The sequence below is a fragment of the Variovorax sp. P1_G12 genome, assembly GCF_056405555.1.
Genome location: NZ_JBFUBW010000004.1, coordinates 266,793 through 291,244, shown reverse-complemented (window position 1 = coordinate 291,244; position 24,452 = coordinate 266,793). Strand labels below are relative to the sequence as shown.

23 protein-coding genes are annotated in these 24,452 nt (G+C 69.6%); 19 read left to right on the top strand and 4 right to left on the bottom strand.

Annotated features, from left to right (window positions below):
• Positions 1–50 precede the first annotated feature (50 nt).
• The 5 genes from cydD to cydX all read left to right on the top strand — a co-directional run bounded on the left by cydD (position 51) and on the right by cydX (position 6,517).
• The gene (gene cydD, locus AC1D2O_RS07045) at positions 51–1,757 is read left to right on the top strand and encodes a thiol reductant ABC exporter subunit CydD (RefSeq protein ID WP_478156584.1); all 1,707 of its coding nucleotides are present in this window, start codon (positions 51–53) and stop codon (positions 1,755–1,757) included.
• Positions 1,758–1,878: 121 nt separating this feature from the next.
• A complete protein-coding gene (locus tag AC1D2O_RS07040) occupies positions 1,879–3,573 on the top strand; it encodes an amino acid ABC transporter ATP-binding/permease protein (protein WP_478156582.1) in 1,695 nt (564 codons plus the stop codon).
• Positions 3,574–3,597: 24 nt separating this feature from the next.
• Entirely contained in the window at positions 3,598–5,199 is a 1,602-nt protein-coding gene (locus AC1D2O_RS07035; protein ID WP_478156580.1) for a cytochrome ubiquinol oxidase subunit I, read from the top strand.
• Between the two features lie 16 nt (positions 5,200–5,215).
• Positions 5,216–6,370, top strand: a complete 1,155-nt coding sequence (cydB, locus tag AC1D2O_RS07030) for a cytochrome d ubiquinol oxidase subunit II (RefSeq protein WP_478089467.1) — start codon at positions 5,216–5,218, stop codon at positions 6,368–6,370.
• Between the two features lie 24 nt (positions 6,371–6,394).
• On the top strand, positions 6,395–6,517 hold the full coding sequence (gene cydX / locus AC1D2O_RS07025) for a cytochrome bd-I oxidase subunit CydX (protein WP_088956434.1): 123 nt from the start codon (positions 6,395–6,397) through the stop codon (positions 6,515–6,517).
• Positions 6,518–6,640: 123 nt separating this feature from the next.
• Here cydX and AC1D2O_RS07020 read toward each other — a convergent pair whose 3' ends face one another.
• Both AC1D2O_RS07020 and AC1D2O_RS07015 read right to left on the bottom strand, forming a co-directional pair.
• Positions 6,641–7,219: a GbsR/MarR family transcriptional regulator gene (locus AC1D2O_RS07020; RefSeq protein WP_478089466.1), complete on the bottom strand. Its 579-nt coding sequence runs from the start codon at positions 7,217–7,219 to the stop codon at positions 6,641–6,643.
• Positions 7,220–7,519: 300 nt separating this feature from the next.
• Positions 7,520–7,942, bottom strand: coding sequence for a cupin domain-containing protein (locus tag AC1D2O_RS07015; RefSeq protein WP_478089465.1), 423 nt, complete (start codon positions 7,940–7,942; stop codon positions 7,520–7,522).
• 97 nt (positions 7,943–8,039) lie between these two features.
• Here AC1D2O_RS07015 and AC1D2O_RS07010 point away from each other — a divergent pair, with 97 nt between their 5' ends.
• From AC1D2O_RS07010 to AC1D2O_RS06995, 4 genes are read left to right on the top strand one after another with little or no spacing between them, the layout of a single operon-like run.
• Entirely contained in the window at positions 8,040–8,489 is a 450-nt protein-coding gene (locus AC1D2O_RS07010; RefSeq protein WP_478089469.1) for an ArsR/SmtB family transcription factor, read from the top strand.
• The gene (locus AC1D2O_RS07005) at positions 8,378–8,647 is read left to right on the top strand and encodes an SRPBCC domain-containing protein (RefSeq protein WP_478089464.1); all 270 of its coding nucleotides are present in this window, start codon (positions 8,378–8,380) and stop codon (positions 8,645–8,647) included. Before AC1D2O_RS07010 ends, AC1D2O_RS07005 begins: the two co-directional genes overlap by 112 nt.
• 7 nt (positions 8,648–8,654) lie before the next feature.
• On the top strand, positions 8,655–9,779 hold the full coding sequence (aroC, locus tag AC1D2O_RS07000) for a chorismate synthase (protein ID WP_478089463.1): 1,125 nt from the start codon (positions 8,655–8,657) through the stop codon (positions 9,777–9,779).
• Positions 9,779–10,954, top strand: coding sequence for an MFS transporter (locus AC1D2O_RS06995; RefSeq protein ID WP_478089462.1), 1,176 nt, complete (start codon positions 9,779–9,781; stop codon positions 10,952–10,954). The genes aroC and AC1D2O_RS06995 overlap by 1 nt, the downstream gene beginning before the upstream one ends.
• Before the next feature lie 113 nt (positions 10,955–11,067).
• Here the strand turns inward: AC1D2O_RS06995 and AC1D2O_RS06990 are convergent, their stop codons facing one another.
• Positions 11,068–11,847 carry an IclR family transcriptional regulator domain-containing protein gene (locus tag AC1D2O_RS06990; RefSeq protein ID WP_478089461.1) on the bottom strand — a complete coding sequence of 260 codons (780 nt, stop codon included), beginning with the start codon at positions 11,845–11,847 and terminating at the stop codon, positions 11,068–11,070.
• Between the two features lie 155 nt (positions 11,848–12,002).
• Between AC1D2O_RS06990 and AC1D2O_RS06985 the strand changes: the two genes are divergently transcribed.
• The 9 genes from AC1D2O_RS06985 (at position 12,003) to AC1D2O_RS06945 (ending at position 22,318) form a co-directional block, all read left to right on the top strand.
• A complete protein-coding gene (locus tag AC1D2O_RS06985; RefSeq protein ID WP_478089460.1) occupies positions 12,003–13,412 on the top strand; it encodes an MFS transporter in 1,410 nt (469 codons plus the stop codon).
• A 42-nt stretch (positions 13,413–13,454) separates the two neighbouring features.
• The gene (locus AC1D2O_RS06980) at positions 13,455–14,378 is read left to right on the top strand and encodes a shikimate dehydrogenase family protein (RefSeq protein ID WP_478089459.1); all 924 of its coding nucleotides are present in this window, start codon (positions 13,455–13,457) and stop codon (positions 14,376–14,378) included.
• Between the two features lie 36 nt (positions 14,379–14,414).
• Positions 14,415–15,302 carry a sugar phosphate isomerase/epimerase family protein gene (locus tag AC1D2O_RS06975; RefSeq protein ID WP_478089458.1) on the top strand — a complete coding sequence of 296 codons (888 nt, stop codon included), beginning with the start codon at positions 14,415–14,417 and terminating at the stop codon, positions 15,300–15,302.
• Positions 15,299–16,132, top strand: a complete 834-nt coding sequence (locus tag AC1D2O_RS06970) for a shikimate dehydrogenase family protein (RefSeq protein ID WP_478089457.1) — start codon at positions 15,299–15,301, stop codon at positions 16,130–16,132. The genes AC1D2O_RS06975 and AC1D2O_RS06970 overlap by 4 nt, the downstream gene beginning before the upstream one ends.
• Positions 16,133–16,189: 57 nt before the next feature.
• Entirely contained in the window at positions 16,190–17,398 is a 1,209-nt protein-coding gene (locus AC1D2O_RS06965; protein ID WP_478089456.1) for a multidrug effflux MFS transporter, read from the top strand.
• An 86-nt stretch (positions 17,399–17,484) separates the two neighbouring features.
• A complete protein-coding gene (locus AC1D2O_RS06960; protein WP_478089455.1) occupies positions 17,485–18,159 on the top strand; it encodes a DsbA family oxidoreductase in 675 nt (224 codons plus the stop codon).
• A gap of 83 nt (positions 18,160–18,242) precedes the next feature.
• Complete coding sequence (locus tag AC1D2O_RS06955) at positions 18,243–19,805, top strand: DUF1800 domain-containing protein (protein ID WP_478089454.1); 1,563 nt, start codon at positions 18,243–18,245, stop codon at positions 19,803–19,805.
• A 13-nt stretch (positions 19,806–19,818) separates the two neighbouring features.
• Positions 19,819–21,030, top strand: a complete 1,212-nt coding sequence (locus tag AC1D2O_RS06950; protein ID WP_478156578.1) for a DUF1501 domain-containing protein — start codon at positions 19,819–19,821, stop codon at positions 21,028–21,030.
• A gap of 82 nt (positions 21,031–21,112) precedes the next feature.
• Complete coding sequence (locus tag AC1D2O_RS06945; RefSeq protein WP_478088857.1) at positions 21,113–22,318, top strand: DUF2252 domain-containing protein; 1,206 nt, start codon at positions 21,113–21,115, stop codon at positions 22,316–22,318.
• 13 nt (positions 22,319–22,331) lie between these two features.
• Here AC1D2O_RS06945 and AC1D2O_RS06940 read toward each other — a convergent pair whose 3' ends face one another.
• Entirely contained in the window at positions 22,332–23,195 is an 864-nt protein-coding gene (locus AC1D2O_RS06940; protein ID WP_478088859.1) for a LysR family transcriptional regulator, read from the bottom strand.
• A 66-nt stretch (positions 23,196–23,261) separates the two neighbouring features.
• Here AC1D2O_RS06940 and AC1D2O_RS06935 point away from each other — a divergent pair, with 66 nt between their 5' ends.
• Positions 23,262–24,443 carry a YbfB/YjiJ family MFS transporter gene (locus tag AC1D2O_RS06935; RefSeq protein ID WP_478088861.1) on the top strand — a complete coding sequence of 394 codons (1,182 nt, stop codon included), beginning with the start codon at positions 23,262–23,264 and terminating at the stop codon, positions 24,441–24,443.
• Positions 24,444–24,452 lie beyond the last annotated feature (9 nt).

Below are 24,452 nucleotides of genomic sequence, written 5' to 3'. Positions count from 1 at the left end.
TTCTGGTAGCTTAACGACCCTCTGCCCGGCAGCGCCGGCTCGCATCTCGTATGATCGATGAGTTTTCAGTAAATTCTGAAATTACAGTAATCCAATACGTGAACTCGTCCGCCCGCTCGTTCGCCAGCCTGGTCCAGGGCGCCGCCGCGCTGCTGTGGCTGCCGCAGGCCGCCTTGCTGGCCTGGGCGGTGCAGCGGCTCGGGGCCGGCGAGGGCCTCACCGCCGTCCTGTTGCCGGCGGCCGGCATCCTGCTGCTGGGCCTGGGGCGCGCGGCCGCCGAGGCCTGGGGCATGCGCCGCGTGTATGCGCAGGCGCGCTTGCGCCTGTCCGCCTTGCGGGCCCAGGTCGCGGCTGCGCTGGCGGCGCGCTCGCCGCTGGACAGCGCGCGACCGGCCTCCGGCCTGGCCGCCAGCGTGATCGCGGAGCAGGCCGAGGCGGTGGTGCCCTACCTGGTGCGCTACGGTCCGGCGCGCTGGCGGGCGATGGTGGTGCCGCTGGTCATCGTGGCGGTGGTGGCCGGCCTGTCCTGGGTGGCGGCCGCGGTGCTGCTGGTCGCGGCGCCGCTGATCCCGGTCTTCATGGCCATCGTGGGCTGGCGCGCCAAGGCGGCGAGCGAGGCGCAGATGGTCGAGATGGGCGGCATGAACGGCTTCCTGCTCGATCGCCTGCGCGGCCTCGCGACCCTGCGTTCGCTCGGCGCCGTCGATGCCACCGCACGCCGCCTGGGCGAAGCGGCGCAGTCCCTGCGCAGCCGCACGATGGCGGTGCTGCGCATCGCCTTCCTGTCGTCCGCGGTGCTGGAGTTGTTCTCGGCGCTGGGCGTCGCGATGGTGGCGGCATACGTCGGCTTCCATCTGCTGGGCACCTTCGAGTTCGGCACCTGGGGCCGTTCGCTGAGCCTGGGCGAGGGCCTGTTCATCCTGCTGCTGGCGCCGGCCTTCTTCGAGCCGCTGCGCGAGCTGTCGGCGGTCTGGCACGACCGCGCGGCCGGCGAGGCCGCGCTGGCATCGCTGGACCGGCTGGCCGACGGCGGCGTCGCATTGCCCGGGGCTTCCGTGGCGCCAGGGCGGCCGGATTCGCCGCCGGGGTCCAGGGGCGCGGCGCCCTCGGTCCGCGTGCGCGGCCTGTGCTTCTCGCATGCCGGCGAGGACGCCTTCTTCGAGAACTACGAGCTGCGCGTGGCCGCGGGCGAGCACGTGGCGCTGATGGGCCCCAGCGGCTCGGGCAAGACCGCCTTGCTGAGCCTGATCGCCGGCCTGGTGCCGGCGCAGCGCGGCGAGATCCTGATCGGCGGCGTGCCGCTGGCCGACGACACCGTGGCCGGGCTGCGCGCGCGCATGGCCTGGATGGGCCAGAAGCCCCATGTCTTCGGTGCTTCGGTGCAGGCCAACGTGGCGCTCGGGCGCGCCGGCGTGCAGGCGGCGCAGGTGGAGGCCGCGATGCGCTTCGCCGCGCTCGACGGCGTCGCCCAGGCCCGTCCGGGTATCGCGCTGGGGGAGGGCGGCAGCGGCCTGTCGGGCGGTGAAGCCGTGCGGCTGGCGCTGGCGCGCGTGGCGGCGCATCTCGATGCCGACCTGCTTCTGGTCGACGAGCCGACCGCCCACCTCGACAGCGAGACCGCGGAGCGCGTCGCCGATGCCCTGATGCAGCTGGCGCGCGGCAAGACCCTGATCGCCGCCACCCACGACCCCGTGCTGGCTGCGCGCATGGGCCGCGTGATCCGGCTCGACGAGCTGCCGGCGAAGGAGGCCGCATGAGCCGCCGGGCCGCTCCCAAGGCGAATACCGAAGCGCTGCTGCGCGAAGGTTTTCCGATGAGCGCCGCGCCGGGCCGCCCCAAGCAAGCTCGCACCGCAGTGCGAAGCACGGAGGTTGCCCAATGACATTTCTGCACGATGTCCGGCCGGTGCTGAAGGCTTTCGTGGGCGCGCAGCCGCGCCGCCTGGCGCTGGGCGCGGCGCTGGCGGCGCTGACCGTGCTGATGGGCATGGCGCTGCTGGGCCTGTCGGGCTGGTTCATCACCGCCACCGCGCTGGCCGGCCTGCAGGCCGCGACCGCGCTGCGGTTCGACGTCTTCATGCCGTCGGCCGGCATCCGGCTGCTGGCGCTGGGCCGCACCGGCTCGCGCTATGCCGAGCGGCTGGTCACGCACGACGCCACCTTCGGGGTGCTGGCGGCGCTGCGCGAGCGCCTGTTCCGGGGCTGGGCCCGGCCCGAGGCCGCACGCCGGCTGCTGGCCCGGCCGGCCCGGCTGCTGTTCCGCCTGACCGCCGACATCGACGCCCTCGAGTCTTTCTACCTGCGGCTGCTGGTGCCGGCCGGGGCGGCGCTGGGCGCGGCGCTGCTGGCCGGTGGCGTGCTGGGGGTCATGAACGCCTGGATGGGCGCCGCGCTGGCGCTCTGGCTGATCGTCGCGGGCTGGGGCATCGCGCTGGTGGTGGCCGCGCGCGCCCGGCCGGCGGCGGTGCGGCGCGCGCATGCCATCGAAGCCCTGCGCGCTCGCGTCGCCGACCTGGTGGCCGGTCAGACCGAACTGGTCATGGCGGGCCGGATCGATGCGCAGCGCGAAGCCCTGGCGGTCGCCGATCGCCATCTGGCGCGGGCCGATCATGCGCTCAACCGGCTCGAAGCCCGGTCCGGCATGGCCTACGGCATGGCCGGCACGCTGACCCTGGTCGGCGTGCTGCTGGCGGCGGGCGCGCTGGTGGGCGAGGGCGCGATCGGCGCGCCGGCCGCGGCGCTGGCGCTGCTGGTGGCGCTCACCGCGATCGAGCCTTTCGCCGGCTTGCGCCGCGGCGCGCTCGAGGCCGGGCGCGCCTGGCTGGCGGCGCGGCGGCTGGCGCCCCGCCTAGCCGATCGCCCGCCCGCCGCAGCGGCGCCGGCCGCGCCCTCCGACCCGGGGCTGGCGCTTCGACTGGCGCGGGTGAGCGCGACGCATCCCGGCCGCCGCGTGGCGGTCCTGCACGACATTTCACTGGCTCTGGCCGCCGGCGAGCGCGTCGCCCTGGTCGGGCCCAGCGGCGCCGGGAAGTCCACCTTGATGGCGGTGGTCGCCGGCGAACTCGCGGCCGCGTCCGGCGAGGTGCTCGGCGCGCCGCATTGCCTGCTGACCCAGCGCACGGAACTGTTCCAGGACAGCCTGCGCGACAACCTCCGGCTGGCCGACGCGTCGGCCGAAGACGCCCGGCTGTGGGCCGTCTTGCAGGCCGCCGGCCTGTCCCAGGAAGTGCAGGCGATGGCTGCGGGCCTCGACACCGCGCTCGGCGAAGGCGGCCTCGGCCTCTCGGGTGGGCAGTCGCGCCGGCTGGCGCTGGCGCGGCTGCTGCTGCGCGACGTGCCGCTCTGGCTGCTGGACGAACCGACCGAAGCGTTGGACACTGCGACCGCGAACGATGTGCTGCGGCGCCTCGATGCCCAGGCCGCGGGCCGCACGCTGCTGATCGCGACGCACCTGCGGCGCGAGGCCGCGCTGGCCGACCGCCTGATTTCGATGCAGGACGGCCGCATCACCGCCGACCTGCGGCGCGGCTCGCCTGCATTCGATGCGGCACTGCAGGCGCTGCGGCCGGACTGAGAACAGAGAACAAGAAAGGAACCCATGGACCTCGACATCGTCGCCCTCTCCCGATTGCAGTTCGCCCTCACGGCGCTGTATCACTTCCTGTTCGTGCCGCTGACCATCGGGCTGGCCGTGATCCTCGCGATCATGGAGACGGTCTACGTGATGACCGGCCGGACCATCTGGCGCGACATGACGAAGTTCTGGGGCGTGCTGTTCGGCATCAACTTCGCGATGGGCGTGGCGACCGGCATCGTCATGGAGTTCCAGTTCGGCATGAACTGGAGCTACTACAGCCACTACGTGGGCGACGTCTTCGGCGCGCCGCTGGCGATCGAGGGGCTGATGGCCTTCTTCCTCGAAGCCAGCTTCGTCGGCCTGTTCTTCTTCGGCTGGGACAAGCTCTCCAAGGTGGCGCACCTGATCGTCACCTGGCTGGTGGCGATCGGTTCGAACTTCTCGGCGCTGTGGATCCTGATCGCCAACGGCTGGATGCAGAACCCGGTCGGCGCAGCCTTCAATCCGCAGACCATGCGCATGGAGGTGACCGACTTCGCCGCCGTGCTGACCAACCCCGTGGCCCAGGCCAAGTTCGTGCACACGGTGTCGGCCGGCTACACGGTGGCGGCCATCTTCGTGCTCGGCGTCTCGGCCTGGTATGTGCTCAAGGGCCGGCACCTGGAGCTCGCCAAGCGCTCGATGACCGTGGCCGCCTCCTTCGGCCTTGCGGCGGCGCTGTCGGTGGTGGTGCTGGGCGACGAGAGCGGCTATCTCTCGACCGAGCACCAGAAGATGAAGGTGGCCTCGATCGAGGCGATGTGGAAGACCGAGCCGGCGCCGGCCGCCTTCACCGCCTTCGGCTTTCCCGACCAGCGCACCCGCGAGACCCACTTCGCGGTCCACATCCCGATGCTGCTGGGGCTGATCGGCACCCGCTCGCTGACCACCGAGGTGCCGGGCATCGAGGACCTGGTCGCGCGCGCCGAAGGCCACATCCGCGACGGCATCAAGGCCTACGACGCGCTGCAGACCATCCGCCTGGCCAAGAGCGATGCCGAGGTGCCGCCGGCGGCGCGGGCGACCTTCGAGGAGCACGGCAACTTCATGGGCTATGCGCTGCTGCTCAAGCGCTATGTCGACGACCCGCGGCAGGCCACGCCCGAGCAGATCTCCAAGGCGTCGTGGGACCTGGTGCCGCCGGTGTTCTCGCTCTACTGGGCGTTCCGCATCATGGTCGGGCTCGGCATGTTCTTCATCCTGCTGACCGCCACCTTCTTCGTGCTCTCGGCCCGCCGCCGGCTGGACGCCCATCCGTGGCTGCTGAAGGTCGCGGTGTTCTCCATCCCGCTGCCCTGGGTCGCAGCCGAGATGGGCTGGATCGTGGCCGAGGTCGGCCGCCAGCCCTGGGTGATCGAGGGCGTGTTGCCGACGGCGGTGGCGGTGTCGAACATCGGCGCGCCGACGCTGCTGATCACGATCCTCGGCTTCGTGGCGATCTACACCACGCTGTTCCTGATCGAGATGAAGCTGATGCTCAAGGCGATCCGCAAGGGGCCGCAGGAGCATCCCATGCCGCCGCCCTCCGCCTACCGTGCCGAAGCGGGCAAGCTGCCGCGCGGCTCGCTGGCCGCCGGCGACTGAACCTGGAGCAACGAACATGATCCTGCACACTCTTCTTTCCTACGAAGTCCTGCGCCTCATCTGGTGGCTGTTGCTCGGCGTGCTGCTGATCGGCTTCGCGGTCACCGACGGCTTCGACCTCGGCGTCGGCATGCTGCTGCCCTTCGCGGGCCGCGAAGAGCTCGAGCGGCGCGTCATCATCAACAGCATCGGGCCGGTCTGGGAGGGCAACCAGGTCTGGCTGATCCTCGGCGGCGGGGCGATCTTCGCGGCCTGGCCCCAGCTCTACGCGGTGTCCTTCTCGGGCTTCTACCTGGCGATGTTCGCGATCCTGGTCGCGCTGATCATGCGGCCGGTGGCCTTCAAGTTCCGCAGCAAGCGCGACGACCCGCGCTGGCGCGCGCGCTGGGACCTGGCGCTCTTCATCGGCGGCTTCGTGCCGGCGCTGATCTTCGGCGTCGCGATGGGCAACGTGCTGCGCGGCGTGCCGTTCCGCTTCGACAGCGACATGCACATCTTCTACGACGGCTCCTTCTTCGGCCTGCTCAATCCGTTCGCGCTGGTGTGCGGGCTGGTCTCGGTCGCGATGCTCGTGATGCACGGCGGCGCCTGGCTGGTGCTCAAGACCGAGGGCGCCGTGGCCGAGCGTGCGCGGCGCTACGGCAGCGTGGCGGCGGTCGCGACCGTGGTCCTGTTTGCACTGGCCGGGGTGCTGTTGTGGTACTTCGTTGATGGTTTCCGCGTCACCAGCGCGCTGCCTGCGGACGGGCCATCGAACCCGATGCTCAAGACGGTCGAGGTCCATTCGAGCGCCTGGTTCACCAACTACGCCGCGCGTCCCTGGCTCTATGCCGTGCCGGCGCTGGGTCTCGGCGGTGCCCTGCTGGCGCTGGCCGGCCTGCAGCTGCGGCGCGAGCTGCTGGCGCTGCTGGCGAGCGCACTGTCGATCGCCTGCATCATCCTGAGCGTGGGCGTCTCGATGTTCCCGTTCATCCTGCCGTCGTCGATCGATCCGCGCGCCAGCCTCACGGTGTTCGATTCGTCCTCGAGCCACCTGACGCTGTTCATCATGCTGGTGGTGACCGGCATCTTCATTCCGATCATCGTGGCCTACACGAGCTGGGTCTACGCCGTGCTGCGCGGCAAGGTGGACGCCGAGGCGATCCGCGAAGACCGCGGCCACGCCTACTGATCAACGAAACAAGGGAATCCGACCATGTGGTACTTCGCCTGGATCCTGGGACTGCCGCTCGCCGCGACCTTCGCGGTGCTGAATGCGATGTGGTACGAGCTGATGGACGACGAGGCCATCCGGCACGACAAGCTGGATAGGCCTTAGCTCGCCCCCAGGTTGCCCGGCACTTCGTGTCCGGGCGCCCACCCCCTGCCGGGGGCAACACCGGCGGACTGGCGAAGCCAGATCCGCGGTGTTCCACCAACGGGCCTGGCTGCGCCGGCCGGGCTATTCCTTAGGGGCTGGGCGGGGCTTGGCGGCGCCGGTGAGGCGGTCCTTGAGGCCGAGCACCTTGGTCACGGTGGCGCCCATGCCCATCAGTTGCATGGCGGTCTCGGGCGCCAGGCGCTGCACGTCGTCGAACCAGGTCATGAGCCGGTCGATCAGGTCGTGCATCTCGCGCATGCGCTGCTGGGCGTGGCGCTCGGCCTCGCTCTGCGGTTCCTCGAGCAGTGCCATGCGCAGCATCGACAGCGTCGGCTCGACCTCGCGCCGGCGCCGCTCCTCGGCCAGCACCCGGAAGATCTCCCAGACGTCGGCCGGCGCCTCGAAATACTCGCGCCGGTCGCCCGGATGATGGCGCAGCCGCACCAGCCGCCAGGACTGCAGCTCCTTCAGGCCGGTGCTCACGTTGGAGCGCGAGAACTCCAGCAGCTCGGCGATCTCGTCGGCGTTGAGCGCGCGCTCGGAAAGAAAGATCAGCGCATAGATCTGGCCGACCGTGCGATTGATCCCCCATTTGCTGCCCATCTCGCCGAAGTGGGCGACAAACTGGCGGTTCAGGGGCGGCAGGGAAGCAGTGGGCATCGATCGATTTTCGACCGAATTTGCTGAAGCTTCAAGAAAGACTGAAAACATGGCTCGCCCCTCACACAGCGTAGGGGTCGAGTGGCCGGCGTAGCCAGGCCCGTTGTTGAAACACCGCGGAACCGGCTTCGCCGGGCCGCTGGTGTTGCCCCCGGCAGGGGGTGGGCGGGCTACACGAAGTGAGCCCAACCTGGGGGGGAGCAACCGCGCCACCGCGGAACCGGCTTTGCCGGGCCGCTGGTGTTGCCCCCGGTAGGGGGTGGGCGGGCTACACGCAGTGAGCCCGACCTGGGGGCGAGCCTATCCCCACGGCGTGGGCATAGGTACTTCGCAGGCCGGCTCGACGTCGACGCTCTTGAAATCGGCCGGCGACACGATCTCCAGGTATTCCATGTCGGGCGAATAGTCGAACAGGTAGTGCCGGATGCCCGGGCGCTGGTGCACCACGTCGCCGGCTTCCACCAGCGTCTCCTTGTCCTCGTACATGAAGCGGGCCCATCCCTTCACCATGATCACGATCTGGAAGTCCGCCTCGTGCCGGTGCCAGCCGGTGCCCGTTTCCGGTGCCATGTTGGCCTTGACCAGGTGCGCGATCACCTTGCCGTTCGTGGCCTCGGCGATGCCGAGGTCGCGGTACAGGAAGAAGTCGCGCAAGCCGCCCGAGACGTACTCGGTGTCGCCAGGCTTCACGTGGGAAAACGTCGTGTCGGTACGGTCCAGCATGGGCGCTCCTTCGAAGGGTGATATTGCGCCGCAACATGCATAAACCGTTCCCGCGCGTGGCTTGACAAGGCCGTGCCGCGACTTGAAACTCAACCATATGGTTCACTCTGATGCCGACTCCCTCGATGCCGTGTTTGCCGCGCTTTCGGATGCGACGCGCCGCTCGGTGCTCGAGCGGCTCGGCGAGGGTCGGGAGCTCACGGTGAGCGAGTTGGCGCAGCCGCATGGCATGTCGCTGACCGGCTTCATGAAGCATCTGCGGGTGCTCGAAAACGCCGGCCTGGTGTCGCGCACGAAGGAGGGCCGCATCGTGCGTTGCGCGCTCTCGCCCGAGCCCATGCAGGAGGCCGCCGTGTGGTTGTCCCGTTACGAGAAATTCTGGGCCGGTCGCCTCGACGCGCTGGCGCGCTTCCTTTACCACCAGGAGGAGACCGAATGGAAAGCCCGGCCACCCGTGACCACGAACGCCCCTCGCTCACCCTCCGAAGGCGCTTCGACGCCGCCCCCGCCAAAGTCTGGCGGGCGTGGACCGAGCCGCAAGCGCTGAAGCAGTGGTTCGGCCCGGCCGAGATCGCCTCGGTGCCGGTGGCCGAGATCGACCTGCACCCGGGCGGGCGTTTCCGCGTCGTCATGCGGGCCGGCAGGATGCTGATGGCGCCGGCCGCGTCGACACCGGCGCAGGGGGAGGCGAGATTGTTGGGATAATCCCCGCATGAGCGGCAACACCTTCGGCACCCTTTTCGCGGTCACCAACTTCGGCGAATCCCACGGCCCCGCAATCGGCTGCGTCATCGACGGTTGCCCGCCCGGCATGGCGCTCAGCGAGGCCGACATCCAGGGCGATCTCGACCGGCGCCGCCCGGGCACCAGCCGCCACGTGACGCAGCGCAACGAACCCGACGTGGTCCAGATCCTCAGCGGCGTGTACGAAGGCAAGACCACCGGCACCCCGATCGCGCTGCTGATCCAGAACACCGACCAGCGCAGCAAGGACTACGGCCAGATCGCGCAGCAGTTCCGTCCCGGCCACGCCGACTTCACCTACTGGAAGAAATACGGCATCCGCGACCCGCGCGGCGGCGGCCGCTCCTCGGCCCGCCTCACCGCACCGATGGTCGCGGCCGGTGCGGTGGCCAAGAAGTGGCTGTTCGAGAAGTACGGCACCCGGTTCCGCGGCTGCATGGCGCAGATCGGCGACATCGTGATTCCCTTCGAGAGCTGGGAGCATGTGCCGAGCAATCCCTTCTTCGCGCCGGTGGCCGATGTGTCGCAGATCGAGGCCTACATGGACGCGCTGCGCAAGGCCGGCGACTCCTGCGGCGCCCGCATCCGCGTCACGGCCTCGAGGGTGCCGGTGGGCCTCGGCGAGCCGCTGTTCGACAAGATGGACGCCGACATCGCCTGGGCCATGATGGGCATCAACGCGGTCAAGGGCGTCGAGATCGGCGCCGGCTTCGCCAGCGTCACGCAGCGCGGCACCACGCACGGCGACTCGATCACGCCCGAGGGCTTCGAGAGCAACAACGCGGGCGGCGTGCTGGGCGGCATCAGTACCGGGCAGGACCTCGAGGTCAGCATCGCGATCAAGCCGACCAGCTCGATCATCAGCCCGCGTCAATCCATCGACGTCAACAACCAGCCGGTCGAGGTCGTCACCAAGGGCCGGCACGACCCCTGCGTCGGCATCCGGGCCACGCCGATCGCCGAGGCGATGCTGGCGCTGGTCGTGATGGAGCACGCGCTGCGCCACCGTGCGCAGTGCGGCGACGTGAATGCGCCCGAGGGCCTGCCGTCCAGCGGCCAGGATCATCCGTCGCCACAGGCGTCCTTCCTCTAGTGTCCGCGCCGCCCGCCGCGGGGGGGCGCGGCCACCTGCTGGCCTTCGCGGCGCTGTCGGCGAGCTACTTCGCCCACATCGGCTTCTTCAACCCGTACCTGCCGCTGTGGCTCAAGGAACTCGGGCTGCCGATCTTCGTCATCAGCCTGCTGACGTCCGTGCAGTCGGTCACGCGCGTCTTCGCGCCCTATGCATGGGGCGCGCTGAGCGACCACACCGGCCAGCGCGTGAAGCTGCTGCGCTTCAGCGCCGCGGTGGCGCTGGTCTCCTCGTTCGGCCTGTGGTGGAACGGCGGACCCTGGTGGCTGATGCTGGTGCTGCTCGTGATGTTCACGCACACCAGTTCGATGATGTCGCTGACCGAGGCGGCCATGGCGCATCTGGTGGCCGGCGACTGGGGCCGCTACGGCCGCATCCGGCTGTGGGGTTCGGCGGGCTTCCTGGTCACCGTGTTCTTCGCCGGCGAATGGTTCGAGCGCTTCGGCATGCGGCACTTTCCGGCCTGGGCCGGCGGCACGCTGGCGATCGTGCTGATCGCGACGCTGCGGCTGCCCGACGTGCGCGAGCCGGTCTCGCACCACGCGCAGCCGAAGGAGCCGGTCGGCCCGGTGCTGCGCAATCCCGCGGTGCGCTGGTTCTTCGTCTCGCTGTTCTTCCAGGTGATGGCGCATTTCGCGGTCTACGGCTTCCTCTCGCTGTACCTCGACTCGCTGGGCTACGGCAAGGGCACGATCGGTCTCTTGTGGGCGCTGTCGGTGGTGGCCGAGATCGTCTGGTTCTTCCTGCAGGGGCGGCTGCTCGGGCTGCTGTCGATGCCGCGCTGGCTCCACTTGTGCGGCATCGCGGCGGTGCTGCGCATGGGCATCACGGCCGGCTGCGGCCAGTGGGTCTGGGCCCTGGTCGTCGCGCAGGCGCTGCACGCGCTGTCGTTCGCGGCCCATCACACCGCCTGCATCGCGATGGTGTCGCGCCATTTCCCGGGGCGGCTGCGCGGGCGCGGGCAGGCGCTCTTCACCGTCACCGGCTATGGCCTCGGCGGTGTGATCGGCGTGCTCGCCGGCGGCGCGATCGCGCAGCACTTCGGCTATGTTGCGATGTTCGGCGTGGCGACCGTGGTGGCGGCGATCGCGAGCGCCTGCGCGTGGCAGGCGCAGCGGCTGGAGGCCCCAGCTTGACATCGGAGGCGCTGCAGCCAAAGTAAGGATTCCTTACTTGAGGAATTTTCCATGCTCGCCCCGAGGACTCGGGCCCTGCGCGTCGAGCAGCGCCGCAGGCGCGTCGGGGGTGTTCAAATGATCGGCCGCAGCGAGTCCGCCACCTCGCGCAGTACCGGCAGCAGCTTGCCGACCATCTGATCGTCAGGGTACATCTGCCGCTGCACGGTCACGCTCAGCGCGTACTGGCACTGGCCCTTGCGGTCCTTCAGCGGCAGGGCGAGGCCGCAGAGCCCGAAGTTGAGGTACTGGTCGGCATGCCAGTAGCCGAGCCGGCGGGCCGTCAGCACTTTCTCGCGGAAGGCGACCGGATCGACCACCGTGAAGCCGGTGAAGCTCGCGAAGTCGTGCGCCGCGAGCCAGGCGTCCAGCCGGGCATCGTCGTAGGTCGACAGGATCGCCAGACCCTGCGACACCACGTGCGCCGGCACCCGCGCGCCCGGGTGGAAGCCGATCGACACCACCCGCGGCGAGTTGCTGCGCGACAGGTACACCACCTCGTGCCCGTCCAGCGTGCCGACGTTCAAGGTCTCGCCGCACTGCATCGAGGCCCGCTGGATGAAGGGCTGGGCGATGCGCGGCACCCGCGCGCCCTCCATGAAGGCCTGGCCGAGCCGCAGCACGCGCGGCAGCAGCCAGTAGTACTTGCCGTCGGTGGCGGCGTAGCCGTAGTGCACCAGGCTCAGCAGGTAGCGGCGCGCCGCGGTGCGGGTCAGTGCAGCGCGCTCGCCGGCTTCGGTGGCCGTCAGGCGAGGGCGGTCGTCCGTGAAGGCCTCGATCACGCGCAGGCCCTTTCCGAGGCCTTCGATGAGGAGCTTGCGGTCGATCGGAACAGGGGCGGTGTCAGGCGGCATTGGCTGGGGAAAACCCGGTTTTCGTGCGAAGAATGATCGGATGCGATCAATGATCGCTCGCGACGTGCGTCTGCGGCGTTGTGGAGAACCCTGAGGCGGCTCACAGTTGCGGCCTGCACCTCACCACTGCTGAACCTTACCCACAGGAGACACAAATGAGCAATCCCAAGGACCACGAGCCGCAAGGCAGGCACCAGTCGAGAAAGGCCGCGGCCAGCGGCTGGATCGGCTCGGCGCTGGAGTACTACGACTTCTTCATCTACGCGACGGCAGCGTCGCTGATCTTCCCGCAGATCTTCTTCCCCGCCGGCAATCCGCGGATGGCGATCATCGCCTCGCTGGCGACCTATGGCGTGGGCTACGTGGCGCGGCCGATCGGCGCCTTCGTGCTCGGCCATTGGGGCGACACGCGCGGCCGCAAGAACGTGCTGCTGATGTGCATGTTCCTGATGGGCTTCTCGACCATCGCGGTCGGGCTGCTGCCGACCTACAGCCAGGTCGGCCTGCTGGCGCCGGCGCTGCTGGTGGTGCTGCGCCTGATCCAGGGCTTCGCGGTCGCTGGCGAGATCGCCGGCGCCAGCTCGATGATCCTCGAGCACGCGCCCTTCGGCCGCCGCGGCTTCTTTGCCAGCTTCAGCCTGCAGGGCGTGCAGGCCGGCCAGATCATGGCCGCCGCCGTGTTCCTTCCGCTCGCGCACTTCATGCCCGAAGACGCCTTCCTGTCGTGGGGCTGGCGCATCCCGTTCCTGCTGAGCTTCATCGTGATCGTGGCCGGCTACATCATCCGCCGCGAGGTCGACGAGACGCCCGCCTTCGCCGAGGTCGACCAGCAGCAGGCGCTGCCGAAGGCGCCGATCATCCAGGCCTTCACCAACAGCTGGCGCGACATGCTGCGCGTGGTCTGCGCGGCGCTGATGAACGTGATCCCGGTGGTGGCCACGGTGTTCGGTGCCGCCTACGCGGTGCAGCCGGCCTACGGCATCGGCTTCCAGAAGGACGTCTACCTGTGGATTCCGGTGCTCGGCAACATCCTGGCCGTGGTCGTGATTCCCTTCGTCGGCAACCTGTCGGACAAGGTCGGGCGCAAGCCGCCGATCGTGATCGGTGCGCTCGGCGCCGGCTTGTTGTCCTTCGGCTACCTCTACGCGATCAGCATCCACAACGTGCCGCTCGCGATCGGCATGTCGCTGCTGATGTGGGGCGTGGTCTACCAGGGCTACAACGCGGTCTTCCCGAGCTTCTACCCGGAGCTGTTCCCGACCCGCACGCGCTGCTCGGCCATGGCCATCTCGCAAAACGTCGGCACCACCATCACGGCGCTGCTGCCGGCGCTGTTCGTCGCCGTGGCGCCTCCCGGCTCGGCCAACATCCCGCTGACCATCGGCGCGCTGACCTTCGGCATCACGGTCATTTCGGCGCTGGCGGTGCTGAGCGCGCGGGAGACCTACCGGATCCACATGAACGACCTGGGCAATCCCGATGCCGTGCCGGTCCCGAAGCCCGACTACGAGCGGATGCGCGCCAAGACGCTGGCGGATGCGAAGATCGCGAGGGCGGTTGCCTGAATCGCGCGATAGTCGAGTCATCCGAAGCGAGGATCCAGAGCCATGTTCCCTTCCATCGTCGGCAGCACTTCCGTCTACCTGCTCCCCGGAGACCCGGTCACGAACGTGCGGCTGCCCCGCATGTTCAATGCGGCGTTCGAGCGTTTCGGCATCGATGCCGTGATGGTTCCGGTGCAGGTGGCCAAGCGCGACTTCGCGGTGTTCGTCAAGGCCGCGTTCCTCGCCAAGAACGTGCGCGGCATGGCGATCGCGCCGCCGCACAAGCCGCTGCTGGTCGACCTGCTCGACGGCTGCGGCCTGTTCGGCCGCGTGGCAGGCTCGGTCAACGTGGTGCGCCGCATCGACAACGGCGAGCTCGAGGGCGACCTGTTTGACGGCGAGGGCCTGCTGGGCGCGCTCGACCGCTGCAACATCCCGTACCGTGGCAAGCGGGTGCTGATCCTCGGCGCCGGCGTCAGCGCGGCGGCGATCGGCGTCGCGCTGGCCGAAGGCGGCACGGTCAACGGCGCCGAGCACATCGCCTTCCACGACATCGTGGCCGGCAAGGCGGCCGGCGTCGCGGCCCAGCTCGACGCTTTCTTCGACGCCACCACGGTCGCGGTCGACAGCAGCGACCCGGCCGGCTACGACCTGGTGATCAACGCCACCTCGCTCGGGCTGAAGCCCGACGATGCGCTGCCGCTCGACGTGGCGCGCATGGAACCGCACGCGGCGCTGTTCGACATCCTGCTGCGCAACCAGCCGACGCCGCTGGTGCGCGCCGCGCGCGCGCGCGGCCTCCATGCGCAGGCCGGTTTCGAGATGCTGGTGCAGCAGATGCCGCACTACTTCGATTTCTTCGGCCACCGCGATGCCGCCGACGCGCTGCGCAAGGACGCCGATTTCCTGCGCGAGCTGATCTACCCCGAGGCGATGGCCGACGAGATCCGCAATCCCTTGCGCTACCAGTCCGCGAGCGTGGCCTGAGCGCCGGCTCTTTCATTCCTCACTTTCGGACTTCCCATGGCCATCGCCCTCGACCGCTTCGGCTTCAACACCGTCACCATGGGCGGCGAACTCGGCCACAAGCTCGAGTGCATGAAGGCGGCCGGCTTCGCGGGCGTGGAGCTGTGGGCGCGCGACCTGATCAACCATCCGGCCGGCGTCGACAAGGCGGCGCACCTGGTCAGGCACAGCGGCCTCAAGGTCACGGACTTCCAGCCGCTGCGCGACTTCGAATGCGCGCCCGACGCCATGCGCCCGCACCGGCTCGAGATGGCGCGCGAGCAACTGCGCCAGATGGCGCTGGTCGGCAGCGACCTGCTGCTGTGCTGCTCGACCACCTCGCCGCTCGCGATCGACGATCCCGAGCGCGCCGCCGAGGACCTGCGCACGCTCGCCACGCTGGCCACCCCGATGGGCATCCGCATCTGCTACGAGGCGCTCTCCTGGGGGCGCCATGTGAACCGCTGGCACCAGGCCTGGGACATCGTGCGCCGCTGCGACCGCGAGAATGTCGGCCTCAACCTCGACTTCTTTCACATGTCGGTGCATGGCGACGACACCCCCGAGACCCTGGCGCAACTCGCCGAGGTGCCGATCGAGAAGATATTCCTCGTGCAGCTGGCCGACTACTTCTTCGAGTACAGCGACCGCCAGGCCGACATGATCGAGCTGGCGCGCCACCAGCGCCTGTTCCCGGGCGAAGGCCTGCACGACGTGCGCGACCTCGTGCAACTGCTCGAGGACAAGGGCTACCGCGGCCACTACACCTTCGAGGTGTTCAACGACGACTACGTCAATTCCGACCCGATGGTGGTCGGCGAGCGCGCGATGAAGAGCGCGCGCTGGATCAGCGAATCGCATGTGGCCGGCATCCCGCCGGCCCTTCCAAGGACAACCTCCCCATGATTTCCGGCAAGACCACCCTGATCGCCCACCTGGGCTACCCGACCGAGAGCTTCAAGGCTCCGATGATCTACAACCCCTGGTTCGACCAGCAAGGCATCGACGCCGTCGTGATGCCGATGGGCGTCCAGGCCGGGGACTACGCGGGCGTGCTGGCCTCGCTGTTCAAGCTGACGAACATCCGCGGTGCCCTGGTCACCATGCCGCACAAGATCACGACCCTGTCGCTGGTCGATGAGGCGACGCCGACCGCGAAGATCGCCGGCGCCTGCAATGCGATCCTCAAGCGCCCCGACGGCACGCTGCTGGGCGACCAGTTCGACGGCGCCGGCTTCGTGCGCGGCGTGCAGCGCAAGGGCCGTGCGCTCGAAGGCGCGCGGGTGCTGGTGTCGGGCAGCGGCGGCGTCGGTTCCGCGATCGCGGCCTCGCTGGCCGCGGCCGGCGTGGCCGAGATGACGCTCTACGACACCAGCGCTGCATCGTCGGAGGCGCTCGCGGGGCGCCTGCGCGCGCACTATCCCCGGCTCGCCGTGGCCACCGGCTCCAACGACCCGGCCGGCCACGACCTGGTGGTCAATGCGACGCCGCTCGGCATGAAGGAGGGCGATCCGCTGCCCTTCGACGTCGAGCGCATCGCGCCGTCCACCTTCGTCGGCGAGGTGGTGATGAAGAGCGAATACACGCCGCTGCTGCGCGCAGTGCGCGACAAGGGCTGCGCGGTGCAGGTCGGCACCGACATGCTGTTCGAGATGATCCCGGCCTATCTGGAGTTCTTCGGTTTCGGCACCGCCACGCCGGAGGACCTGCGGGCCGTGGCGACGCTGGCCTACTGATCGAACCCTCCTCATGAGCCTCTTCGAAGGATTCCTCACCAACCCGGGCGCGCCCCAGTGAGCGGGGTTGCCGCGCGCCGCGGCATCTCGTTCGTGCTGCTGCTGCCCTTGCTGCTGGCCGCGCAGCCGGTCGCCACCGACAGCTATCTGCCGGCACTGCCGGCCATCGCGCGCGAACTGGGGTCGGCCAGCGCCAGCCTCACGGTGTTCGTGCTCGCCTTTGGCCTGGGGCAACTGCCGTGCGGTCCGCTGTCGGACCGTTTCGGGCGCCGCCCCGTGCTGCTGACCGGCCTTGCCTGCTATGCGCTGGCCGCCCTGGGCTGTGCGCTCGCGAGCGGCATCCCGATGCTGGTGGCCTGCCGGGCGCTGCAGGGGTTCTCGATGGCCGCCATCCTGGTCTGTGCCCGGGCCGCGGTGCGCGATCTCTATCCCGCGCACGAAGGCCCGCACGTCATGGCGCGCGGCCTGACCGGGCTCGGCGTGGTGGGGTTGCTCGCACCCGTGCTGGGCGCCTACGCGGTGCAGTCGGCGGGCTGGCGCTGGGTGCTGGCCGGGATGGCTGCCTACGCGCTGGTGCTGTGGCTGCTGTGCCTGCGCGGCTTCGATGAAACCCGGGTGCGCGCGTCCGACCCGGCGGCGCCGGCAGGCAGTGTGCGCGAGGTCTTCGCGAGCCGCAGTTTCAGGGCCTGGGCCTCTCTGGCCGCCGCCACCTATGGCGGGCTGTTCTGCTTCCTGCTGCTGTCGCCGATGGTCTACATCAGCTATCTCGGGCTCTCGCCGGCCTGGTACGGCTGGATTCCGGCCGGTGGCTCGCTGGTCTACATCTTCAGCACCACGCTGTGCCGCCGCCTGCTCAAGCGCAGGGGTGCGGTGCGCGCGGTGCAGCTCGGCTCGCAGCTGAGCCTGGCCGGGCCGCTGGTGCAGGCGCTGGGTTGCTGGCTGGCGCCGATGTCGGCCTGGCCGCTGCTGCTGGGCCATGCGATCTATTGCGTCGGCCATGGCATCCATCAACCCTGCGGCCAGGCCGGGGCGGTCGGCGACCTGCCGCATCTGGCCGGCCGCGCGGTGTCGTGGTCGGGTTTTGCGATGATGGCGGCCGCGTTCACCCTCGGGCAGATCGCGGCCGGTTTCGTCGACCCCGAATTCAGCCACGGCGCCTGGCCGATGGTGCTGCCGATGGCGGCGGCCGGCGTCGCGCTGGTGCTGATCGCGTTCGTCTGGCTGCCGCGCCTGCCGCCGTCCCATCCAAGAAAGGAAACACCATGACTCGGGGGGAATCGGGGCGGCGCGGTTGAAAGATGCGCTGCCGACCCCCATCATCCGGTGCTGCCTCATCCTTCGGACCCTCCACCATGACCTCCCGCCTCAAGATCGATTTCGTCTCCGACGTCACCTGCCCCTGGTGTGCCGTCGGCCTCGGCGCCCTCGAAGCCGCGCTGAAGAACGTGGCGCCCGACGTCACGGCCGAACTGCACTTCCAGCCCTTCGAGCTCAATCCGCAGATGCCGCCCGAAGGCCAGGACGCCTTCGAGCACCTGAACCAGAAGTACGGCTCGACCCGCGAGCAGCAGGCGCAGGCCCGCGCCGCAATCCGCGCGCGCGGTGCCGAGGTGGGATTCGGCTTCAGGGAAAACGGGCGCTCGCGCGTCTACAACACCTTCGATGCGCACCGGCTGCTGCACTGGGCCGAGTTGGAGGACCTGGCGAAGCAGGCGGCGCTCAAGAAGGCGCTGCTCAAGGCCTGCCACACGGACGGCGAGAATCCTTCCGATCCCGAGGTACTGGTGCGGCTGGCGACCGACTCCGGGCTCGATGCGCAGCGCGCGCGCGCCATCCTCGCGAGCGACGAATACGCCGCCGAAACCCGCGAACGCGAACGCATGTACACCGACGCGGGCATCCATTCGGTGCCGGCCATCATCATCGACAACAAGCACCTGATCTCGGGCGGCCAGCCGGTCGAGGTCTTCGAGCGTGCGCTGCGGCAGATCGCCGGTGCGGCGCCGGCTGCGACGTCCCTCGCTTGAGGCAGAAGTAAAGTACGTCAACCGCCGGGCGGGCCGGGCGGTTGAGGGGGACAGCCTCACCCACTCGAAGGCAAGGAGCCTGGATGACGACCCACCGATCCGCCGCCGCATCCGCGCTCCTGCTGGTGGGCGCCGTGTTGCTGGGTTCTTGCGCGGCACCGAAGGGCTGGGGTCCGCCGCCCAAGGTGTCTGCCCCCGATGAAGCCACGCAGCTGCGCTGGCTGGACCGCGTGAGCTGGGGTGCCACTGCAAGCAGCGCCCAGCAACTGGCGCACGAGGGCTTGCCCGCATGGCTGCAAAAGCAGCTGCATCCGCGGCCGGCGGTGCTGCCGGCCGAGGCGCAGGCTCGGATCGACGCCATGGCGATCTCCCATGCGCCGGTCGAGCAGCTGGCCGTGACGCTCGATGCGCAGCGGCGCGCCGCCGATGTCCTGGCTGACGAAGCGCAGAAGAAGGAAGCGCGAAAGGCCTACCAGCAGCAGCTCACGCAGCTTGCGCAGGAGGCGCGCCAGCGCTTCGTGCTGCGTGCGCTCTATTCGCCGAACCAGCTGCAGGAGCAGATGACCTGGTTCTGGGTCAACCACTTCAACGTCGATGCGCGCAAGAACAACCTGCGCGCACTGATCGGCGATTACGAGGAGACGGCGATCCGGCCGCATGCGCTCGGCAAGTTCCGTGACCTGCTCGGCGCCACGCTGCGCCACCCTGCGATGCTGCGCTATCTGGACAATGCCCAGAACGCGGCCAACCGCATCAACGAGAACTATGCGCGCGAGCTGATGGAACTTCACACGCTGGGCGTCGGCAGCGGCTATTCGCAGGCCGACGTTCAGGAGCTCGCCCGGGTACTGACCGGCGTCGGCGTCCGGGTGCGCGCGCCCGATGCGCCGCCGCTCGCCGTCCGGCCGGCCTTGCGCGGCGACTACGTACAGCAGGGTCTGTTCGAGTTCAATCCGAACCGGCACGACTACGGTGCCAAGACCTTCCTGGGGCTGCCCATGACGCAGCACGGCCTGGCCGAGGTCGACGAGGCGCTCGACCGGCTGGCGCGTTCGCCCGCCACGGCACGCTTCATCTCGGGCAAGTTGGCGGTCTATTTCGTCGCCGACGAACCGTCGCCGGCGCTGGTGGCGCACATGGCCGACACCTTCGGCCGCACCGACGGCGATATCGCCGCGACGCTGCAGACGATGTTCGAATCGCCCGAGTTCTCGGCCTCGCTCGGCCACAAGTTCCGCGACCCGGTGCACTACGTGATCGCCGGCGTGCGGCTGGCCTACGACGTTCGCGTGGCCAGCAACGTGAATCCGATGCTCGGCTGGATGAATCGCATGGGCGAGACGCTCTATGGCCACGAGACGCCTGACGGCTATCCGCTGACGCAGGATGCCTGGGCCAGCGCGGGCCAGATGAGCACGCGCTTCGAGATCGCGCGCGCCATCGGCAGCAACGGCGCGGTGCTGTTCCGAACCGATGACGGCGCCGCCCTGGAGCAACCCGCGTTTCCGCAGTTGACCGATTCGCGCATCGTGCGCGCCAGCCTGCCGGGCTTCGGGGTCGACACGCGCGACGCATTGGCCCAGGCCAGGTCGCCGCAGGAATGGAACACTTTCCTGCTGGCTTCGCCCGAACTCATGCACCGTTGAAGAAGGACCGTCCATGCAGCGCCGTGACCTCGTCGGACTCCTGGCTGCCGCGCCGCTCGCCGGCGCGGCCGGCCGGCTGCTCGCCGCGCCGGCGGCCGGCGGCGCGAAGCTGCTGCTGGTGTTCCTGCGCGGTGCCTACGACTGCGCCAATGTGCTGGTGCCGACCGCGAGCGACTTCTACTACGCCGCGCGCCCCAACATCGCCATCGCGCGGCCTGGCGAACCCCACGGCGCGCTGGCCCTCGACGCCCACTGGGGCCTGCATCCGGCGCTGGCCGCGAGCCTGATGCCGATGGTCCAAAGGAAGCAGCTCACCTTCATCCCGTTCGCGGGCATCGACGACCTCACGCGCAGCCACTTCGAGACCCAGGATTCGATCGAACTGGGCCAGGCGCTCGACCAGCGCCGCGACTACCGCTCGGGCTTCCTCAATCGGCTGGCGCTCGTGCTCGGCGCCGGTCCGCTGACCGATGTGGCGTCGATCGCCTTCACCGACCGATTGCCGCTCTCGCTGCGCGGCGAGGCCAAGGCCGCCAACATGGCGCTGACTGCCGTCGCCCGGCAGGGCATCGACGAGCGCCAGAGCCAGGTGATCCAGTCGATGTACCGCAACACCGCCCTCGCGCAGCCGGTGAGAGAAGGCTTCGAAGTGCGCGACGAGGTGCGGCGTGCGGTGCAGGCCGAGATGGACGCCGCGAGCCGCAATGCGATGACCGCCAAGGGCTTCGAACTCACGGCCCGCCGCATGGCGCGGCTGATGCGCGAGCGCTTCGATCTGGGCTTCGTCGACGTCGGCGGCTGGGACACGCACGTGGGGCAGGGCGGTGCCACCGGCTACCTCGCGAACCGGCTCGAGGAACTGGGCCGCGGCTTGGCGGGCTTCGCCACCGAAATGGGCGATGACGCCTGGCGCGACACCGTGGTGGTGGTCATCAGCGAGTTCGGCCGCACCTTCCGTGAGAACGGCAACCGCGGCACCGACCATGGGCACGGAACCGTCTACTGGGTGCTCGGCGGCGGACTGGCCGCGCAGGCGGGCGGGCGGATCGTCGGGGAGCAGGTGGAGGTCTCGCAACCGCGTCTTTTCCAGAACCGCGACTACCCGGTGCTCAACGAATACCGCGCGGTGTTCGGCGGCGTGTTCGCGCGCATGTACGGGCTCGCGCCGGCCCAGCTCGATCGGGTGTTCGGGGGCGTGGCGGCGAAGGATCTCGGCCTGGTCTAGGGCCTGACCGGACGCTGACCCGCGACCGGTGCGCTTAGGATGTTGCCGATGTGCACCGGCCTCGGTGCAGCCGAGGTGCGCCATGAACATCGTCAAGCAGATTCGCAACTTCAATGCGGACCGCGAGCCCGAACGTCTGGCGCTCAAGTACCGCAACATGCGCAGCGATCCTTTCGTGTTTCTGCGCGCCACCTGCCACCTTTTCTACGCCCGTCTGCCGCTGGAGCCGGTGATGCGCAAGGCGCCGGCGGCCTGGGCCTGCGGCGACCTGCACCTGGAGAACTTCGGCAGCTACAAGGGCGACAACCGGCAGGTGTACTTCGACGTCAACGACTTCGACGAGGCGCTGCTGGCGCCGCTCACGTGGGATCCGGTGCGCGGCCTGGCCAGCATCCTGGTCGCGGGCAACTCGCTGCATCGCGACCCGGCCGTGCCGCCGCACCTGTGCGATTTGTTCCTGGGCGTCTATGCGCGCACGCTGGTCGACGGCAAGCCGCGATGGGTCGAGCGCGAGACCGCCATGCCGCCGGTCAGCGACCTGCTGCAGGCGGTGCGCCAGCGCAGCCGGTCGACCTTTCTCGACACCCGCACCGTGCTGCATGGCCGTCGCCGCCGGATCCGCATCGACGGACGCAAGGCCCTGGCCGCCACGCCGCAGCAGCATGCAACGGTGAAGACTTTCGTTGCCGACTTCGCCGTGCGGCAACCGGTGCCGCGCTTCTTCGAGGTGCTGGACGTGGCGCGCCGGATCGCCGGCAACGGCAGCCTGGGCGTGGATCGCTACATCGTTCTGGTGCACGGCAAAGGCTCGCCCGACGGCAACTACCTGCTCGACCTGAAGCAGGCCCTGCCCGCATCGCCGTTGCCGCGCGTGCCCCTGCCGCAGCCGGCCTGGACCGACGACGCGCAGCGCGTGGTGACGGTGCAGCAGCGGATGCAGGCGATCGCAATGGCCTTTCTGCATCCCGTGCACATGGGCGGGATCCCCTATGTGCTGCGCGCCCTGCAGCCCAGCGAAGACCGGGTGGCGCTCGCCGCCACAGGCATCCGGCATCCGCAGTTGCGGCTGGAACACCTTGTGACCGTGATGGCGCAGTGCCTGGCATGGGCGCAGTTGCGCAGCAGCGGGCGCGGCGGTTCGGCTGACGCCGACGAGCTGATCGATTTCGCACAGGGCCGCAAATGGCGCCGCCAGCTCATGGAGGTCGCGCGCCATTGCGCGGCCGAGGTCGACGGCGACTGGAAGGTGTTCTGCGCCGCCTACGATGCGGGGGCTTTCGCGGGTTGAGATCGACCGTCCGTCAGGCCTTGCCCAGCATCTCGATCAACCGCGCCAGCGCCACCGACGGCGTGCCGTGCCACACGAGATGCGTGCGATTGATGCGGATGCGCTCCGGCAGCGCATGCTGGCGAACATCGGCAGTCGCGCGCAGCGCCTTGAGCACCGACACCGGAACGATGGCGAAGCCCGTGCCCGCCGCCACGCAGGCGATCATTGCCTGGTAGGAAGAGAATTCGAGCGAACGCGAGGGCGCCGCGCCGCCCTTGCCGAGCCATTGCTCGAGCAGCCGCCGATAGGAGCAGCCCTGCGCGAACGCGATCAGCGTGGCGTTGGCCAGGTCGCCGGGCCCGGTGACCGAAGCCACGCTGCGCGCCGTGACCAGCACCAGTTCCTCCTCGAAGACCGCCATCGTTTCGAGCCCCGGGGCCGAGAAGGGCTGGGACACGAACGCGGCCTCGACCTCGAAGGCGTTCACCCGCTTCAGCAGTGCGCCCGTGGTCCCCGTGACCAGCTCGACCACGACGCCGGGATAGAGCTTGTGGAAGCGCGACAGCAGCGGCGCGAGCCGGCTGCCCGCCGTGCTTTCGAGCGAGCCGAGCCTGAAGGTGCCGATCGGCATTGCGCTGCGCAGTTCGCTCTCGGCTTCATCGGCCAGGCGCAGCAGGCGCTCGGCGTAGGGCAGCAGCTTGGCGCCGGCGGGCGCCAGCGCGAGCGTGCGGCCCTGGCGATGGAACAGCTTCTGGCCCAGCCGGCCTTCGAGCTGCTGGATGCGCGTCGTGACATTCGACTGCACGCGATGGAGCTTGTCGGCCGCGCGAATTACGCCGCCCTCGGCGACGACGGTGCGGAAGATCTCCAGGGAGTCGAGATCGATGGTTCTCATTTGAAGAATGAATGTTCTGAATAATTCATTTGTGCCGTGAGTGGATTCTGCGTCCAATCGACATCCATGTCGAACCCTTCCATCGCCTTGGCCCGGCCTTCCTTTGTCGCCACCTGCATCGCGGGTCTGCTCGCACTGGCTGTTGCGATGGGCATCGGACGCTTCGCCTTCACGCCGATGCTGCCCCTGATGATTCGCGCCGGCAGCGTCGATGTGGCGGATGGCGGCTGGCTCGCCGCGGCCAACTATGCGGGCTACCTGCTCGGCGCACTGACGACCGTGCGCATCCCGTTGACGCCGCAGCGCATCGGGCTCGTGGCGCTCTCGGCGATCGTCCTGTCGACGGCCGCCATGGGCCTGACGGCGTCGTTGCCGGCCTGGCTGGTGCTGCGCTTCGTCGCCGGCGCGGCGAGCGCCTGGGCGCTGGTGAGCACCAGCGTCTGGTGCCTGGCCTGGCTCGCGCGCTTCGAGCGGCCGTCCGGGGCGGGGCTGCTCTATGCGGGCGTCGGCGTGGGCATCGCGCTCGCCGGCCTTCATTGCTGGCGCGCCGGTGCCGTCGGCGCCGCGGCCGATGCGCTCTGGCTGCAGCTCGGTGCGATCGCATTGGCGGGCCTGTTCGTCGTCGCGCTGCTGATGCCGCGCGAGGCGGCGGCCGGCGCCGCCGCGGCACCGGGATCGAAAGCCGCGTCGTCGGGCACCGCAGACACCCCATGGGGCCTCGTGATCTGCTACGGCGCCCTCGGCTTCGGCTACATCCTGCCGGCCACCTTCCTGCCGGTCCTCGCGCGCGCCGTGGTCGACGACCCTTTGGTGTTCGGTGCCGCCTGGCCGGTGTTCGGCGCTGCCGCCGCCGCGTCCACCTTCTTCGCGAGCGTGGTGCTGGGCCGCGTGTCTCGGCGGCGGGTGCTGGCCGGCAGCCATGTGCTCATGGCCGCCGGTTGCCTGCTGCCGCTGCTGCATCTGTCGGCGATCACCGTGCTGGCGGCCGCGCTGCTGGTGGGCGGCACCTTCATGGTCGCCACCATGGCCGGCATGCAGGAGGCCAGGGCGCGCACCGTCGGCGACCCGACGCGCGCGCTCGGCCGCATGACGGCCGCCTTCGCGATCGGCCAGATGGCCGGGCCGATGCTGTCCTCGACCCTGAGCGCGAAGTCGCAGGGCTTCGGCGGCTTGTTCGTCGCGCTGGCCGTCGGCGCGGTGGCCTTGCTGGCCAGCGCGGCGTGGCTGTTAAAAACCGACCTGAACTAACTGAAAGAG

What these genes read in the sequence shown, in the direction of transcription:
- cydD (WP_478156584.1), top strand. Translation starts at nt 51, where the DNA reads ATGATCGATGAGTTTTCAGTAAATTCTGAAATTACAGTAATCCAATAC.
- AC1D2O_RS07040 (WP_478156582.1), top strand. Translation starts at nt 1,879, where the DNA reads ATGACATTTCTGCACGATGTCCGGCCGGTGCTGAAGGCTTTCGTGGGC.
- AC1D2O_RS07035 (WP_478156580.1), top strand. Translation starts at nt 3,598, where the DNA reads ATGGACCTCGACATCGTCGCCCTCTCCCGATTGCAGTTCGCCCTCACG.
- cydB (WP_478089467.1), top strand. Translation starts at nt 5,216, where the DNA reads ATGATCCTGCACACTCTTCTTTCCTACGAAGTCCTGCGCCTCATCTGG.
- cydX (WP_088956434.1), top strand. Translation starts at nt 6,395, where the DNA reads ATGTGGTACTTCGCCTGGATCCTGGGACTGCCGCTCGCCGCGACCTTC.
- AC1D2O_RS07020 (WP_478089466.1), bottom strand. Translation starts at nt 7,219, where the DNA reads ATGCCCACTGCTTCCCTGCCGCCCCTGAACCGCCAGTTTGTCGCCCAC.
- AC1D2O_RS07015 (WP_478089465.1), bottom strand. Translation starts at nt 7,942, where the DNA reads ATGCTGGACCGTACCGACACGACGTTTTCCCACGTGAAGCCTGGCGAC.
- AC1D2O_RS07010 (WP_478089469.1), top strand. Translation starts at nt 8,040, where the DNA reads ATGGTTCACTCTGATGCCGACTCCCTCGATGCCGTGTTTGCCGCGCTT.
- AC1D2O_RS07005 (WP_478089464.1), top strand. Translation starts at nt 8,378, where the DNA reads ATGGAAAGCCCGGCCACCCGTGACCACGAACGCCCCTCGCTCACCCTC.
- aroC (WP_478089463.1), top strand. Translation starts at nt 8,655, where the DNA reads ATGAGCGGCAACACCTTCGGCACCCTTTTCGCGGTCACCAACTTCGGC.
- AC1D2O_RS06990 (WP_478089461.1), bottom strand. Translation starts at nt 11,847, where the DNA reads ATGCCGCCTGACACCGCCCCTGTTCCGATCGACCGCAAGCTCCTCATC.
- AC1D2O_RS06985 (WP_478089460.1), top strand. Translation starts at nt 12,003, where the DNA reads ATGAGCAATCCCAAGGACCACGAGCCGCAAGGCAGGCACCAGTCGAGA.
- AC1D2O_RS06980 (WP_478089459.1), top strand. Translation starts at nt 13,455, where the DNA reads ATGTTCCCTTCCATCGTCGGCAGCACTTCCGTCTACCTGCTCCCCGGA.
- AC1D2O_RS06975 (WP_478089458.1), top strand. Translation starts at nt 14,415, where the DNA reads ATGGCCATCGCCCTCGACCGCTTCGGCTTCAACACCGTCACCATGGGC.
- AC1D2O_RS06970 (WP_478089457.1), top strand. Translation starts at nt 15,299, where the DNA reads ATGATTTCCGGCAAGACCACCCTGATCGCCCACCTGGGCTACCCGACC.
- AC1D2O_RS06960 (WP_478089455.1), top strand. Translation starts at nt 17,485, where the DNA reads ATGACCTCCCGCCTCAAGATCGATTTCGTCTCCGACGTCACCTGCCCC.
- AC1D2O_RS06955 (WP_478089454.1), top strand. Translation starts at nt 18,243, where the DNA reads ATGACGACCCACCGATCCGCCGCCGCATCCGCGCTCCTGCTGGTGGGC.
- AC1D2O_RS06950 (WP_478156578.1), top strand. Translation starts at nt 19,819, where the DNA reads ATGCAGCGCCGTGACCTCGTCGGACTCCTGGCTGCCGCGCCGCTCGCC.
- AC1D2O_RS06945 (WP_478088857.1), top strand. Translation starts at nt 21,113, where the DNA reads ATGAACATCGTCAAGCAGATTCGCAACTTCAATGCGGACCGCGAGCCC.
- AC1D2O_RS06940 (WP_478088859.1), bottom strand. Translation starts at nt 23,195, where the DNA reads ATGAGAACCATCGATCTCGACTCCCTGGAGATCTTCCGCACCGTCGTC.
- AC1D2O_RS06935 (WP_478088861.1), top strand. Translation starts at nt 23,262, where the DNA reads ATGTCGAACCCTTCCATCGCCTTGGCCCGGCCTTCCTTTGTCGCCACC.